Annotated in this window: 14 protein-coding genes; 8 read left to right on the forward strand and 6 right to left on the reverse strand. The window is 73.2% G+C overall.

Annotation, left to right across the window (positions count from 1 at the left end):
* Positions 1–4: 4 nt before the first annotated feature.
* On the reverse strand, positions 5–805 hold the full coding sequence (locus Aru02nite_RS29020; protein ID WP_203663011.1) for a hypothetical protein: 801 nt from the start codon (positions 803–805) through the stop codon (positions 5–7).
* Positions 806–1,075: 270 nt separating this feature from the next.
* Here Aru02nite_RS29020 and Aru02nite_RS29025 point away from each other — a divergent pair, with 270 nt between their 5' ends.
* A complete protein-coding gene (locus Aru02nite_RS29025; protein WP_203663012.1) occupies positions 1,076–1,432 on the forward strand; it encodes a YciI family protein in 357 nt (118 codons plus the stop codon).
* 55 nt (positions 1,433–1,487) lie between these two features.
* Positions 1,488–2,723 (forward strand): RNA polymerase sigma factor, encoded by a 1,236-nt coding sequence (locus Aru02nite_RS29030; protein WP_203663014.1) that lies wholly within the window; start codon positions 1,488–1,490, stop codon positions 2,721–2,723.
* A gap of 364 nt (positions 2,724–3,087) precedes the next feature.
* On the opposite strand, the gene Aru02nite_RS29035 is transcribed toward Aru02nite_RS29030, so the two are convergent.
* On the reverse strand, positions 3,088–4,344 hold the full coding sequence (locus Aru02nite_RS29035) for an MFS transporter (protein WP_203663016.1): 1,257 nt from the start codon (positions 4,342–4,344) through the stop codon (positions 3,088–3,090).
* Entirely contained in the window at positions 4,335–4,838 is a 504-nt protein-coding gene (locus Aru02nite_RS29040; protein WP_203663017.1) for a MarR family winged helix-turn-helix transcriptional regulator, read from the reverse strand. The genes Aru02nite_RS29035 and Aru02nite_RS29040 overlap by 10 nt, the downstream gene beginning before the upstream one ends.
* 65 nt (positions 4,839–4,903) lie before the next feature.
* Between Aru02nite_RS29040 and Aru02nite_RS29045 the strand changes: the two genes are divergently transcribed.
* Both Aru02nite_RS29045 and Aru02nite_RS29050 read left to right on the forward strand, forming a co-directional pair.
* Entirely contained in the window at positions 4,904–5,839 is a 936-nt protein-coding gene (locus Aru02nite_RS29045; RefSeq protein ID WP_203663019.1) for a CehA/McbA family metallohydrolase, read from the forward strand.
* 623 nt (positions 5,840–6,462) lie between these two features.
* Positions 6,463–7,032, forward strand: a complete 570-nt coding sequence (locus tag Aru02nite_RS29050; RefSeq protein WP_203663064.1) for a carbonic anhydrase — start codon at positions 6,463–6,465, stop codon at positions 7,030–7,032.
* Positions 7,033–7,526: 494 nt separating this feature from the next.
* Here Aru02nite_RS29050 and Aru02nite_RS29055 read toward each other — a convergent pair whose 3' ends face one another.
* The gene (locus tag Aru02nite_RS29055; protein ID WP_203663021.1) at positions 7,527–8,264 is read right to left on the reverse strand and encodes a copper homeostasis protein CutC; all 738 of its coding nucleotides are present in this window, start codon (positions 8,262–8,264) and stop codon (positions 7,527–7,529) included.
* 579 nt (positions 8,265–8,843) lie between these two features.
* Between Aru02nite_RS29055 and Aru02nite_RS29060 the strand changes: the two genes are divergently transcribed.
* Positions 8,844–9,329, forward strand: coding sequence for a GNAT family N-acetyltransferase (locus Aru02nite_RS29060; RefSeq protein ID WP_239077022.1), 486 nt, complete (start codon positions 8,844–8,846; stop codon positions 9,327–9,329).
* Here Aru02nite_RS29060 and Aru02nite_RS29065 read toward each other — a convergent pair.
* Complete coding sequence (locus Aru02nite_RS29065; protein ID WP_203663023.1) at positions 9,292–9,648, reverse strand: ADP-ribosylation/crystallin J1; 357 nt, start codon at positions 9,646–9,648, stop codon at positions 9,292–9,294. The genes Aru02nite_RS29060 and Aru02nite_RS29065 overlap by 38 nt on opposite strands.
* A 200-nt stretch (positions 9,649–9,848) precedes the next feature.
* On the opposite strand from Aru02nite_RS29065, the gene Aru02nite_RS29070 reads away from it, so the two are divergent.
* A complete protein-coding gene (locus Aru02nite_RS29070; RefSeq protein ID WP_203663025.1) occupies positions 9,849–10,283 on the forward strand; it encodes a hypothetical protein in 435 nt (144 codons plus the stop codon).
* Between the two features lie 543 nt (positions 10,284–10,826).
* Positions 10,827–11,255: an SRPBCC family protein gene (locus Aru02nite_RS29075; protein WP_203663027.1), complete on the forward strand. Its 429-nt coding sequence runs from the start codon at positions 10,827–10,829 to the stop codon at positions 11,253–11,255.
* 21 nt (positions 11,256–11,276) lie between these two features.
* Here Aru02nite_RS29075 and Aru02nite_RS29080 read toward each other — a convergent pair whose 3' ends face one another.
* Complete coding sequence (locus tag Aru02nite_RS29080) at positions 11,277–12,422, reverse strand: FAD-dependent oxidoreductase (RefSeq protein WP_203663029.1); 1,146 nt, start codon at positions 12,420–12,422, stop codon at positions 11,277–11,279.
* A 189-nt stretch (positions 12,423–12,611) separates the two neighbouring features.
* Here Aru02nite_RS29080 and Aru02nite_RS29085 point away from each other — a divergent pair, with 189 nt between their 5' ends.
* Positions 12,612–13,049, forward strand: coding sequence for an SRPBCC family protein (locus Aru02nite_RS29085; protein ID WP_203663031.1), 438 nt, complete (start codon positions 12,612–12,614; stop codon positions 13,047–13,049).
* Positions 13,050–13,135: the final 86 nt, after the last annotated feature.

Here is a 13,135-nt window from a genome sequence, read left to right on the forward strand (position 1 = left end):
CTGGTCAGCGCAAGGGAGGCCACCCGGCACCCGGCAGGGGCTCCGGCAGGAATATCCGCACCAGGTCGTGACAGCGCGCGTAGTGCCGGTCGTAACGGTCGTGGTCGAAGACCCACCGCCAGCCTTTCCACGCCTGCGCCCAGCGTTCCGACACCCCCTCGATAGTGTGCACGGTCCAACCGGTGCCGATGCGGCTGGCCGTGTCGAGGTGCAGCCCCAGACCGGGCAGCGGCACCGGCTCGTCGCGGTGCCACCATTCGGCCAGGTTCTCGATCCGCCAGGCGTCGGGCAGGGTGACGGCCTCGTCCGGTCCGGCCAGCAGTTCGGCGGGTTCGTCGGGCATGCTCAGTGCGTACCCGGCGTCGTCGACGGTGACGAGGAAGAACTGTTCGTCCCAGGGCTGGTGCATCGTCTCGTACGGTCGCCACCCCGGGGCGTACAGCGGGGTGACCTCACCGGGCGCGTGGCCGAGGTACGCCTCGATGTCGCCCGCGCCGCCGTACGCCCAGCAGACGTCGTAACCGGTCCATGCCTGCCGCAACTCAGGCAGGACGGCGTGCCGGTGCGCGTGCATGACGTCCCAGGCCCAGATGGCGAGCACGCGCCGGTCCCGGTCGATGAGCACCGTCCCCTCGTACGGCGCGAGGTGGGTCGCCTCGTACGACCAGGGCCCGAGTTCGGCGACCCGGTCCAGAACCGCCTCGGGCCCGCCGGCCAGCGAGGTGAGAAAGCCGTATCCGTGTGTGTCGCCGGCCATGCGCACCGTGCCGCCCTCGACCACGACGTACGCGATCCAGTAGCTCATTGCGGTGCATGCCCTCCTCGCCGCCGTGTTCTGCCCATCATTCGCTGTCCATGCACGCCCCGCTGACCGCAGGTCTCGCGGCGGTGCCGCCCGCGCCCGCTCAGCCCGTCACGGTGGGGTTGGGTTGCCTAGGTAGGTGGGCCGATCTCATGGGGCGGCGGTGAGGCGACGCGGGAGTACGGAAAAGTCTGGGGGTGGTGTCGATCGGGGTGCGGTTCGATCGACGCAGGGGGTGAGCGGGGACCGACCCCGCCGTACGGAGGAGAGATCATGCCGCGCTTCATGACGATCGTGCACGTCGAGGAGAGTTCGCTGGACCACGGGGAGCCGAGCCCGGAGGCGCAGGCCCGGATGGGTGCGCTGTTCGAGGAGATCACGCGGGCCGGGGTGATGGTCGACACGGCGACCCTGGCGCGTACGGCGCAGGCGACCCGGGTGGTCGGGTCGGGCGGCAGCGTGAGCTACACCGACGGTCCGTTCACGGAGAGCAAGGAGGTCATCGGCGGGTACTCGATCCTCCAGGCCAAGGACATGGCGGAGGCGGTCGAGTGGACGCGCCGGTTCGTGGAGATCCAGTCGGAGTGGCAGGAGGTCACCGCGGAGGTCCGCGAGATCCTCGACGCGTGACACACACGATCCGCGCCGGTACGCGAGATCCTCGACGCGTGACGCGCATGGTCTGATGAGAAGCGTGGACGCGGCGGGTTCGGTCGAGGCGGTGTACCGGATCGAGTCCGCGCGGATCATCGCCGGCGTGGCGCGCATCGTGCGCGATGTCGGCATCGCCGAGGAACTGGCGCAGGACGCGCTGGTGGCCGCGCTGGAACAGTGGCCAGGGTCGGGCATCCCGGACAACCCGGGTGCCTGGCTCATGGCCGTGGCGAGGCGCCGGGCGGTCGACCTCGTCCGCCGGCGCGACACGTACGCGCGGAAGCTGGCGGAGGTCGGCCGCGCGCTGACCGACGTACCGCCGGACGAACCGCCGGAGCCGGACGGCATCGACGACGACCTGCTGCGGTTGATCTTCACGGCGTGCCACCCGGTGCTGTCCACGGAGGCGCGGATCGCGCTGACGTTGCGGCTGCTCGGCGGGCTGACTACGGCCGAGATCGCCCGGGCGTACCTGTCGGCGGAGTCCACGATCGCGCAACGCATCGTCCGGGCGAAGCGGGCACTGGCGCGGGCGGACGTGCCGTTCGAGGTGCCGTACGGGGCGGACCGCGCGGACCGGCTCGCCTCGGTGCTGGAGGTCGTCTACCTGATCTTCAACGAGGGCTACTCCGCGACCTCCGGCGACAACCTGGTACGCCCGGCGCTGTGCGAGGAGGCGCTCCGGCTGGCCCGGGTACTCACCGGGCTGATGCCGACGGAACCGGAGACGTACGGGTTGGCGGCGTTGCTGGAGTTGCAGGCGTCGCGGCTGGCCGCGCGTACCGGGGAAGACGGGGCGCCGGTGCTGCTCGCCGACCAGGACCGGACTCGCTGGAACCGGCTGCTCGTCCGGCGCGGACTCGACGCGCTCACCCGCGCCGGCACCGGCCCGTACGCCACGCAGGCCGCGATCGCCGCCTGCCACGCGCGCGCCCTCCGGTACGAGGAGACGGACTGGGCGACGATCGCCGCACTGTACAGCCGGCTCGCCGTGCTCGTTCCCTCACCCGTCGTGGAGCTGAACCGGGCCGTTGCGGTCGCGCAGGCCGACGGTCCCGCCGCCGGCCTGCGCCTGCTCGACGCGCTCGCCGCCGAACCGGCACTCGACTCGTACCACCTGCTGCCGAGCGTGCGGGGCGACCTGCTCGCCCGACTCGGGCGTACGGCGGAGGCGAGCGCCGAGTTCACCCGCGCGGCCGCGCTGACCCGCAACGAACGCGAGCGCGACCTGCTGCTCCGCCGCGCCGCCGACCCCACCGCCCGCTGACCACAAAACCGGAAACCCTTACCCCACAACAAACGCAGCGCACCCTACCACCCCGCGCGCCGCCGATCCGGCCGCTCAACCCGCGCACAGTCCGTACCCTTGCGCAGCAACGCCGCGAACTGCGCCACTGCCCAGGGAACGGGAACCGTTGCGCCGCAAGGAACGCGAACGCGACCTCCTACTCCGCCGTGCCTCCGACCCGACGACCCAAACCCTCGTCCGACAGCAATCGCTCGTGCGAGCTCCTGCCTCGTCGCTCCGCCAACTCGCCGGAACAACAAGCGCGCGACCTGTCGCCCCGCCGTGCCGACAAGCCGACCACCACGCGTACGGGAACCGTTGCGTTGCAAGGTATCGAGCGGGTTCAGGCGGAGGCGTGTTCGGGGACGGCGGGTGGGGGCGCGGGCGCGCGGCGCAGTCCGGGGGTGGTGGCGCCGACGAGGACGACGGCGGCGACGCACGCGATTCCGCCGGTGAGTAGCGCGACGGTGGCGGATGTGGCGCGGGCGACGAGGCCGCCGCGCAGGTTGCCGAGGTCGGGTCCGGCCATGCCGACCATCTGTTCGACGGCGGCGAGCCGGCCGCGCATCGAGTCCGGTGTGGACAGTTGGACGATGGTGCCGCGGGACACGACGGTGAGGGTGTCGGCGGCGCCGGCGAGGGCGAGGCAGGCGAGGGCGGCCCATGCGCCGGGTGCGAGGGCGAAGCCGACGAGCGCGATCCCCCAGCCCGCCGATCCCGCCAGCATCACCAGTCCGGTACGTGCGCGGCGGGTGAACGTGCCGGACAGCGCGGAGGCAACGGCGCCGCCGACGGCGATGGCGCTGAGGAACAGCCCGAACGTCCGGGGGTCGCCGCCGAAGCGTTCGGCGTTGACGACGGGGAACAGGCTGACCGGCATGGACAGTACGGTCGCGGCGAGGTCGCTGATCAGCGCGCCGCGGACGATCGGCGTACGGGCGATGAAGGCGAGGCCGTCGACGAGGCCGTGCACCCCGGGCCGGGACGCGGTGCCTTCCGGCCGCATCGCCGGCAGCCCGAACGCGCCGAGGAACGCCAGCCCGAACGTGGCCACGTCGACCAGGTAGCACCCGCCGACGCCGAGCCAGCCGAGTACGAGGCCGCCGAGCGCCGGCCCACCGAGCATCGCGGCCAGGAACGCGATGCGGTTGAGTGCCTGCCCCGCGGCCACCTGTTCGGGCGGCAGCAGCCGCGGCACGAACGTCCGCGCGGCGGGTCCGGACACCGCGAAGAAGCACGACTGCGCGGCGAGGAGGACGAGTACGACGGCGGTGGGCGTGTGCCCCGCGATCCCTTGTACCGCAAGGAGAATCGAGCAAGCGGCCGAGCCGACGAGCGCGACGAGGTAGATGCGGCGGCGGTCGAGCCGGTCCACGAGCGACCCGGCGAGCAGCCCGACCACGATCAGCGGTACGGCCTGGGCGACGCCGACCGCGCCGGTCCACACCGTGCTGCCGGTCGCGCGCCACACCTGGAACATCACCGCGACGAGCGTCATCTGCCCGCCGAATCCGGAGAACATCGCCCCGAGCCACACCCGCCGGAACGCGGGGGACGTACGCAGCGGGGTCAGGTCGACGAGTGCGTGTCTCAGCGCCACGAGTCGTCCTCGGCGAGCTTGGCGCGGATCCGGTCGTGGAAGCTGCGCCGGCGCAGCGCGGCCTCGATGTCGGTGACGACGCGGCTCAGCGGGTACGGGATCTCGGCCTCCAGTTCGGCGAGGGCGGCCTCGGTGGCGCGCCACTCGGCGGCCATCCGGTCGACGAGCGCAACGGCGCGCTCGGTGAGGGTGATCCGCTTGCTGCGCGCGTCCGGGCCGGGTTCGGTACGCACCAGGCCGGCCTCCCGCATCGCCGCCACCTTCTGGCTTTCGGCCGAGTGGGTGCGCTGCACCGACTCGGCGAGTTCGCTGATGGTCATGGGGCCGCGGCGGTGCAGCCGGATCAGCTCCAGCACGAAGCTCGGCCGCAACCCCTCGACGTGTGCCTCCGTGTACAGCCGGGCGATGTCGTCGTCCATCTCGGCCTGGAGCCGCCGCAGCGGTCGCCACAGGCTCTCCTCGGTCGGATCCGCGTCGTCGGGTTCGCGTGTCATGCCCGGGATCGTAACAGCGCTTATATAAGTACTGTCAAATTGGATGGCGGCTATCGTGGGCGACCATGACGCGCGCCTGGTACCGCGGCGACCTGCACGTCCACTCCGTGCACTCCGACGGCGAGCTGACCCCCGCCCGGCTGGCCGCCGACGCCCGCCGCGCCGGGCTCGACTTCCTCGCCACCACCGACCACAACACCGCCGCCGCCCATCACGCCTGGGACGACCACCACGACCTCCTCGTCGTACCGGGGGCCGAGGTCACCACGGCGACCGGCCACTGGCTCGCCCTCGGCGTACGCCCGGGTCAGGTCGTCGACTGGCACCACCGGGTACGCGACGGCTCGGTCGCCGCGCGCCTCGCCGAGGTGCACGCCGCCGGCGGCATCGCCGTCGCCGCACACCCGCACGCCCCGTACCGGTCCGGCACGTTCATGTACCCGTACGACGGGTTCGACGCGGTCGAGGTGTGGAACGGCGCGTGGACCTCCGACCGGCCCTGGCAGGCCGACAACGAGGCGGCGCTCGCCGAGTGGGGCCGCCGGCTCGGCGCCGACGTCCACAGTGGACAGTGGCGCCCAGCGGTCGGCGGCAGCGACACCCACCTCCTCGACCAGCTCGGTACGCCGCACACCGTCGTGCTCGCCGACGCCCACACCGCCCCCGCCGTACTCGCCGGGCTGCGCGCCGGACGCAGTTGGCTCGCCGAGTCCGCCCGCGTCACGCTCACCCTCACGGCCACCGCCGGCGACCGTACCGCCGGGATCGGTGACCGACTCGACACCGCCGGCCGCCCCGCCGCCGTACTCGTCTCGATCGGCGGCGTCCCCGCCGGCACCGTCGTCCTGCACACCGAGGAGGGCGCCGTACACCGGGCACCGCTGGGCGCCGGCCCCGTCGAGTGGACCACCACAGCCGCCGAGTCCGGCTTCGTCCGCGTCGAGGTACGCCACCCCGACGGCCGCATCGCCGCCCTCACCAACCCGGTACTCCTCGCCTGAGCCGGACGTGCCCCGGTCGGCGCATCGCCGCCCGTGAGCCGCGCCCGCCGCGTCGCGGGCCGTGACCGGTCCGGCGGCTCACTGTCCATTCCACGCACACCGCCGGATCGTCGGACGTGACCGGCCCGGCACAGTCGTTGTCCGCCCGCCGCGCTTCCGCGTCCCGCCGCATCCCGACGGACATCACCGGCCCGGCCGAGACGTTGGCCGTCCGCCGCAGCCTCCGCGTCCCGCCGCGTCCCGACGGACATCACCGGCCCGGCACGGTCGCCGTCCGTCCACCGCAGATTCCGCGTCCCGACGGGCGTCACCGGCCCGGCCGAGACGTTGGCCGTCCGCCGCAGCCTCCGCGTTCCGCCGCGTCCTGACGGATGTGACCGGCCCGGCCGGGTCGTTGTCCGCGGGCCGTATCCGTCGCGCCCGTAAGTGACCGGTCCAACGGGACGCTGCGTGGGGTGCGTTACGTTCGGTGGACGGCCGGAAGGCGTCGGCTGTGACCAATTCCGCCGGCGTCGGGCGATACTCGGCCGGCGGCCGGGCGGGTGCGTTAGGGTCCGGCCGTGAGTATCGAGGACGGACGATCCGACACGCCGACCAGCCCGGCCGAGGCGTTGGCCACGCTGATGACCGGCAACGACCGGTTCGTCACCGGCGACCGGCAGCATCCGCACCAGGACGCGGACCGCCGTACCGCGGTGGCGACCGTGCAGCGACCGTTCGCGGTGCTGTTCGGGTGCAGCGACTCCCGGCTCGCCGCGGAGATCATCTTCGACCGCGGCCTCGGCGACCTGTTCGTCGTCCGTACCGCCGGGCACGTGGTGGGGCCCGAGGTCCTCGGCAGCATCGAGTACGCGGTGGCGGTGCTCGACGTGCCGCTCGTCGTCGTCCTCGGGCACGACTCCTGCGGTGCGGTCACCGCCTCCCTCGACGCGCTGCGCGACGGCGTTCTGCCCCCCGGATACGTCCGGGACCTCGTCGAACGCGTCATGCCGAGCGCCCTCGCCGCCCGCGGCACCGCGCCCGACGACGTCGACGCCGCGGTCGCCGAACACATCCGCTACACCACCGGCATGCTGGTCGAACGCTCCGACATCATCGCCGAACGCGTCGCGGACGGCCGCTGCGCCGTCGTCGGCCTTTCGTACCGCCTGGCGGAGGGCACCGTCAAGCAGATCGCCTCGCGCGGCCTCTGACGTACCTGCCGTTCCGGTGCCCGCGATGTCCCGCGGACATCGGAACGGCGACGGCACCCGGACCACGTACTTTCCTTGCGGTGCACGGGTTCCGTCACCGGCGCGATGACCGGAATCCCACTCTCTCAGCCCGGGCAACCACCCCGCCACCAGGCCGAGAACTGAAGCGCATCGCCCAGGTTCACCGGACGCTCGCCCGCATCCATCCTGGCCCGCGCCCGCTCATGCCGACGAGTGACACAACGGTTCGGGCACCGAACGGACCATGCCCGTCAGCCGATCGATGCTCAACCACAGATCCGACCGCAAGCCACACCCGTTGCGGGGCACGGGTTCCATCCCGACCCGACACCCGTCGCGCGCCCGGCCTGGCATCCGGCCTGCGCCAACACGCTGGAGTGAGTCACGGCCGGCATCCCGTCGGGTACCGGTGCACGCGTCGTGGCGTCGGCACCTCCCGGTGGCCGGCCGGGAGTCGTTGGGGCGTAGGGGTTCTACGGGCGGGCGGCGGCGGCCGCGGCGACGATGTCGGGGTCGGTGACGAAGTGGGTGGCGGCGTCGGCGGCGCCGAGCGGTACCCAGGCGGCGTTGTCGCGGGACGGTGCGGGGCGCTTCGCGGACAGGTGGACGGCGGCGACACCGGCGCCGGCGAGCGCGGGCACGTCGGCGGGCCGTACGCCGCCGCCGGCCATCACCTCGATCCCCGGTACTGCGGCGGCGATGCGGCGGATCGTGTCGACGCCGTCCGCGGCGACGGCGGCACCGCCGGAGGTGAGTACCCGGGTGCAGCCGAGGGCGTACGCGGCGGCGGTGGTGTCGACGGGATCGGTGGTCTGGTCGACGGCCCGGTGCAGGGTGACCTCGACGGGGCGGCCGGCGGCGGTACCGGCGTCGCGGGCGGCGTCGACGAACCGCCGCACCGCGTCGCCGTCGAGTACGCCGGTGGCGGTGAGCGCGCCGACGACCACACCCGATGCGCCGGCGGCGACGGCGGAGCGCACCTCGGCGGCCATCAGCGCCACCTCGTCGGCGTCGTACACGAAATCGCCGGGGCGGCAGCGGACGAGGACCTGCACGGGGAGGCCGACCCGCGCGGTGGCGGCGACGAGCGCGTCGGACGGGGTGACGCCGCCGAGTTCGAGGGCCGAGCAGAGTTCGACCCGGTCGGCGCCACCGTCGCGGGCGGTCCGCGCCCCGGCGGCGGCCGTGACGGCGATCTCCAGCGCGATCATGCGTACTCCTCGGTCAGCGGTGCGGCAGACGGTCCAAACGTCGACCGGTCGGTACGGCACGGGACGCGTCCGGTCGGCGAGAGCCGGCCCGCTCCCGCCGCAGAACCTAACATCAGCACAGGTCACGGCAGTCACCTCCGGCCCCCGACGTGCCGCGTACGTCACCCGCACCGGCCAGGGCCCGGACGCGAGGAGGACGATCCGATCGGTCTCGACATCGAAGCCCAGCAACGGATCGCGACCGTCGCCTCTGCGCGCACGAGTACCGGCTGAGCCAACCACGCGGCGGGATGGTCGGCGCCCGAGCCGGGAACCGAGAGGCCACGCGCTGCCATCTCGACGCGACACACCGCGCTCCCGGTAACGAGAATCCCGGGGCCGGCCGACTCCCACTCGCCCCGCACAACATCGGCCAGCACCGCAGCGGACACTTCCGCGCTGCGGCAACGACAAGGCGGACTGGCGCCGCGCTAGCAGGTCGACCGGGCCGGAAAGCCGGTCGCAGCAAGGGATCCGGCCGGCGGACGAACTCGCCACCGCGGCAACGTGGCGGAAACACGGCCGTGTCACGCTGGCGCGGTGACACCCCTGTGCATCGAGCCCGGCGACCTGACGAGCCCCGACGTCCGCGCGCTGCTCGCCGAGCACCTGACCGACATGTACGCCACGTCGCCGCCGGAGAGCGTGCACGCGCTGGACACCGAGGCGCTCCAGGTACCGGAGGTGACGTTCTGGACGGTACGCAAGGCGGGCGTGCTGCTCGGCTGCGGTGCGCTCCGCCGGCTCACCGCCGAGCACGGCGAGATCAAGTCGATGCGTACGGCCCGGCACGCGCGCGGCACCGGTGTCGCGTCCCGGCTGCTCGACCACATCACCGCGGAGGCGCGGCGCCGCGGGTACGCACGGCTGAGCCTGGAGACCGGTGCGCAGCCGTACTTCGCGCCGGCGCGCCGGCTGTACCGCGGGCGCGGGTTCGTCGACTGCGCGCCGTTCGGCGACTACGCGCCGGACCCGAACAGCGTCTTCCTCACGCTGCCGCTCGGTGGAACTCCCGTACGACGGTGATCTCACCGACGAGGTGCGCGTTGAACTCGGGCAGGTCCTCGGCCGGCACCCACAGTTCGCGGATGGTGCGCCCGCCGACCTGCCGTTCCGGGTACCGCGCAAGGAAGTCCGTCGCGACCTCGAACCGCGTGACGTACCCGGCTCCGTCGCGCGGCACGTGCCAGTCGCGCGCGATCCGCACCGCGTACGCCTCGTTCAGTACCGGGTAGAAGATCGGCTGGTCGGGCAGCCGCGGCGGCCAGGCGCGCCAGCCGGAGCGGCGGACCAGCGCCAGATCGGCCGGGCCGGTCGGCCGCCAGAGCGTCGTCGTCGCGGTCATCGCACGCCGTCCCGGGTCGGTCGTCAGGGCGACCACACGCTACCCCCGCGACCACCACCGCTCACCCCAGAAACGATCCACGGCGCCGTCGGAAAGCCACCCGCGCGCCGTGGCAGCGCCGACGACCCGCACCTGCGGCGTACGGGATGGTCTGGGATGCTGGCGGTCGGTTCGTCCCGTCGTGGTCCGGAGGGGTACTCGTGCGCGTGTCGTGGTGGCGTGTCGGTGCGGTGTCGGCGGCGGTGGTACCGACGGCCGTGACGATCGCGGCGGCGCCGTGGCGGCGGTCGTCGACGTTCGCCTGGGCGGGTTCCGGGGACATCATGACGACGGTGCGCCTGCTGAACGCGTGGTTCGTGTGGCAGTCGGTGGTGGTCGTCGCCGTACCGGCGCTGATCGTCCTCGCCGCCGGTCTCGTCCCGGTACGTCTCCGGCGACCGGCGACCCTGGTCGCCGCGGTGCTGCTGGCCGTCGCGACCGCGGTGGCCGTCGCCATGGCGTACGTGCGGACGGAGTTGACGCTGCCGGCCGGCTTCCCGATCCCGCCGGTGGCCGCCGCCTGGACCTTCGTCCCCTGTTACGCCGCCGCGGCGGTGCTGCTCGTCGTGACCCGACGACGAACGGAAACCCAGTAGTACCAAGGGGTGTGTGTCTGTCCGCTGTGGACGGTCGGGTGCGGCGCGGCGCGGCTTCGCTCTCGCCGTCGACGATGCGGCGGTGACACGAACCCGCCGGCTGTGCGGGCCACTCTCCCGGCTCACGGTGAGCAGGGCCCGGCCGCGGCGGCGCACCTCGGCGCAGGCGGCGAACCGCCCGTACCTGCGGCCCTGGCGAGCCCGACCCCTGGTCGGCCACCCACGGGCCGCCGTTCACCAACCGTGTCGGCCGCGACGTTGCGGCGCCAGAGCGCGCAGCCGACGGGCTCGGTGTCGAGCTGGAACGCGGCCATCACGAACGCGACGGCACGGCCGGCGTCGGTGATCAGCCGCGGCCACGCCACTTTCCCGCTGCACGTACGCCTCGGCGAGGGAGACGGCGACCGGTGCCACCATGCGCTGCCGTTCCGGCCGGACGTTCCCGGGTGCTGGTCTCGATCCGGCCGGCCCCCTACCGGTACGCGACCCGACGACATATAGCCTACGCGCAGATCATCTCCACGGAGGCCACCGGAGGCACCCATGTGGGAGTACGAGCACAGCATCGAGACCACGGCGGGGCGCGACGCGCTCTGGGAACTCTGGGCGGATGTCGCCCGCTGGCCCGACTGGAACGCCGGCGTGGCAACGATTCGCGCGGACGGACCGTTCGCCGTCGGTACCCGGATCACGATGACGCCGCCCGGGGAGGACGCCGTCGAACTGCGGCTGGCCGAGGTGGAGCCGGGCGCGCTGTTCATCGACGTGATGGACGCCGGCGACTTCACCGTCCGTACGACGCACCGGCTCACCACACTCGACGGCGGCCGCACCAGGATCGGGTACCGGACGGAGATCGACGGGCCGGCCGCCGACCGGGTCGGTCCGGAACTCGGCCCCGCGATCACCGCGGACTTCCCCGACGTCCTCGCCGCACTCGCCGCGCTCGCCGAGTCCCGCGCGCCGCGCTGAGGCGGCGCCGCGGAACCACGGTCAGGCGAACATCGCGTCGGCCATCCGCAGCGAGCCGTCCACGGTGTCGAAACCCCGCGGCAGCATCACCTTCTCGTACGCCGCAACCGCGTCGGGCAGCGGTGCCCCGGCGCGCACCGCGGCGAGGAGTTCGCCGGACAGCGTGGCGGCGTCGCGCAGCGCGGTGTTCGCGCCGACCCCGCCGGTGGGCGGCATCGCGTGCCCCGCGTCGCCGAGCAGCGTGACCGGACCGGTCGGCCACGGGTCGACGCGTTCGGCGGCCCGGATCGTGATCGGGAAGTACGCCTCGGGGTCGGAGGCGGCGAACAGCGCGCGCAGGGTGGGGTGCCAGTCGGCGGTGGCGTCGAGGCAGACTTCCAACAGTTCCCGGGAACTCAGCGCGAACAGCGTCTCGTCCGGGACGCCCAGCCGTTCCCGCGTCGCGACGAACGTGGTCATCAGGTAGTCCGCGGCGCCGTCCGGCTGTCGGGTACGGAAGCGCATCGGCGCGATGCCGGCGCCGCAGCCCGTTCCCCCGCCGTACCAGCAGAAGCCGCGGGAGATCTCGGTCGGGACGAGCGGCACGGTCTCCGGGGTGAGGACGAGCCGCCCGTACAGGCAGCGCAGGCCGGTGTCGCGGACGACCGCGTGCGGGACCAGCTGGCGGCGTACCGGGGAGCCGATGCCCTCGGCACCGACGAGCAGGTCGCCCTCGTCCGAACCGCCCTCGGCGAACTCGACGCGCACCCGACCGTCCACAGTGGTCCGGTACCCGGTGACGGTCCGTCCGAAGTGGACGGTGTCGGCGAGGCCGGTGAGCAGGCAGCGGCGGAACGCGTTGCGGTCCACGTGCGTGATCTCCGTGGCCGGGATGTCGGGGAACTCCTGCACCGACACCGGTTCCCGCTGCGCGGTGTACATGCCGACGAGGTCGTTGGCGTCGCCGCTGGAGTCCCGTACGACGTCGAGGACCTCGGGCGGCAGGCACGCGCGCAGTGCCGTGTTCCCGTCGTGGTCGATGTGGATGCGGTAGCCCTGGTTACGGATCTGCGGCGTGCGGTCCCGCTCGTACACGGCGACGTCCACGCCGCCGGCGCGCAGGGCCTGTGCGAGCGCCAGCCCGCCGACGCCCGCGCCGGCGATCAGGACCCGTGTTCGGTTCGCCATCGTCGTCCCCTCCCGTCCCGCCGGACGCCTCCGCGCGGCCGGCACCAGCCCAGCGTAAAACGGGCGCATGACTCCGTCAAGTAGATGTTTGATTAAGTCGACCGCGTGCATGAGAGATTGGGTACGCGATGAGTTTCGGTCGTGCGGGCCGTCTCCACCAACGGACACGCGCATCGCGAGGAGGTACCGATGAGCCACGACCGAACCGCCGACGGGTACGCGCTGGCGGTCGAGCGGGTGATCGCCGCGCCGGCCGACACCGTCTTCGCCGCCTTCGTCGACCTGTACGACGGCGACCGCCCCGACTGGGTCACCGCCGCCCGGCTCGACCTGCGGCCCGGCGGTCGGTGGACCATCACGTTCCGGGTGCCCGGCGTGCCGGAGTTCACCGAGGAACGGCGCATCACGGTGCTCGATCCGCCGCGCCGCCTCGGCTACACCGCCACCTCGACGTACGACGACGGGACCGTGCTGGAGACGGTCGTGGAGCTGACCCTCGACGCCGTACCGGGCGGGCAGCGCGTGCGGCTCGGCCAGCGCGGTTTCCCCACCGCAGCGATCCGCGACACGTACGCGGGCGCGTGGCCCGACGTCCTCGCCGAACTGGCCCGCCGCGTCGGCGGCTGACCCGTGACCACCCACGCTCGCGCCACCGCTGCGGCAGACCGCGGACGGCCGGGCCGAGCGGGAACTACGGGAGCGGTTCGCGTCGA

It is taken from the genome of Actinocatenispora rupis (assembly GCF_016861975.1).
GTDB lineage: Bacteria > Actinomycetota > Actinomycetes > Mycobacteriales > Micromonosporaceae > Actinocatenispora > Actinocatenispora rupis.

Coding starts and splice junctions, on each gene's coding strand:
- Aru02nite_RS29085 (WP_203663031.1), top strand. CDS start 12,612: ATGAGCCACGACCGAACCGCCGACGGGTACGCGCTGGCGGTCGAGCGG.
- Aru02nite_RS29020 (WP_203663011.1), bottom strand. CDS start 805: ATGAGCTACTGGATCGCGTACGTCGTGGTCGAGGGCGGCACGGTGCGC.
- Aru02nite_RS29075 (WP_203663027.1), top strand. CDS start 10,827: ATGTGGGAGTACGAGCACAGCATCGAGACCACGGCGGGGCGCGACGCG.
- Aru02nite_RS29065 (WP_203663023.1), bottom strand. CDS start 9,648: ATGACCGCGACGACGACGCTCTGGCGGCCGACCGGCCCGGCCGATCTG.
- Aru02nite_RS29030 (WP_203663014.1), top strand. CDS start 1,488: ATGAGAAGCGTGGACGCGGCGGGTTCGGTCGAGGCGGTGTACCGGATC.
- Aru02nite_RS29040 (WP_203663017.1), bottom strand. CDS start 4,838: ATGACACGCGAACCCGACGACGCGGATCCGACCGAGGAGAGCCTGTGG.
- Aru02nite_RS29025 (WP_203663012.1), top strand. CDS start 1,076: ATGCCGCGCTTCATGACGATCGTGCACGTCGAGGAGAGTTCGCTGGAC.
- Aru02nite_RS29050 (WP_203663064.1), top strand. CDS start 6,463: ATGACCGGCAACGACCGGTTCGTCACCGGCGACCGGCAGCATCCGCAC.
- Aru02nite_RS29045 (WP_203663019.1), top strand. CDS start 4,904: ATGACGCGCGCCTGGTACCGCGGCGACCTGCACGTCCACTCCGTGCAC.
- Aru02nite_RS29080 (WP_203663029.1), bottom strand. CDS start 12,422: ATGGCGAACCGAACACGGGTCCTGATCGCCGGCGCGGGCGTCGGCGGG.
- Aru02nite_RS29055 (WP_203663021.1), bottom strand. CDS start 8,264: ATGATCGCGCTGGAGATCGCCGTCACGGCCGCCGCCGGGGCGCGGACC.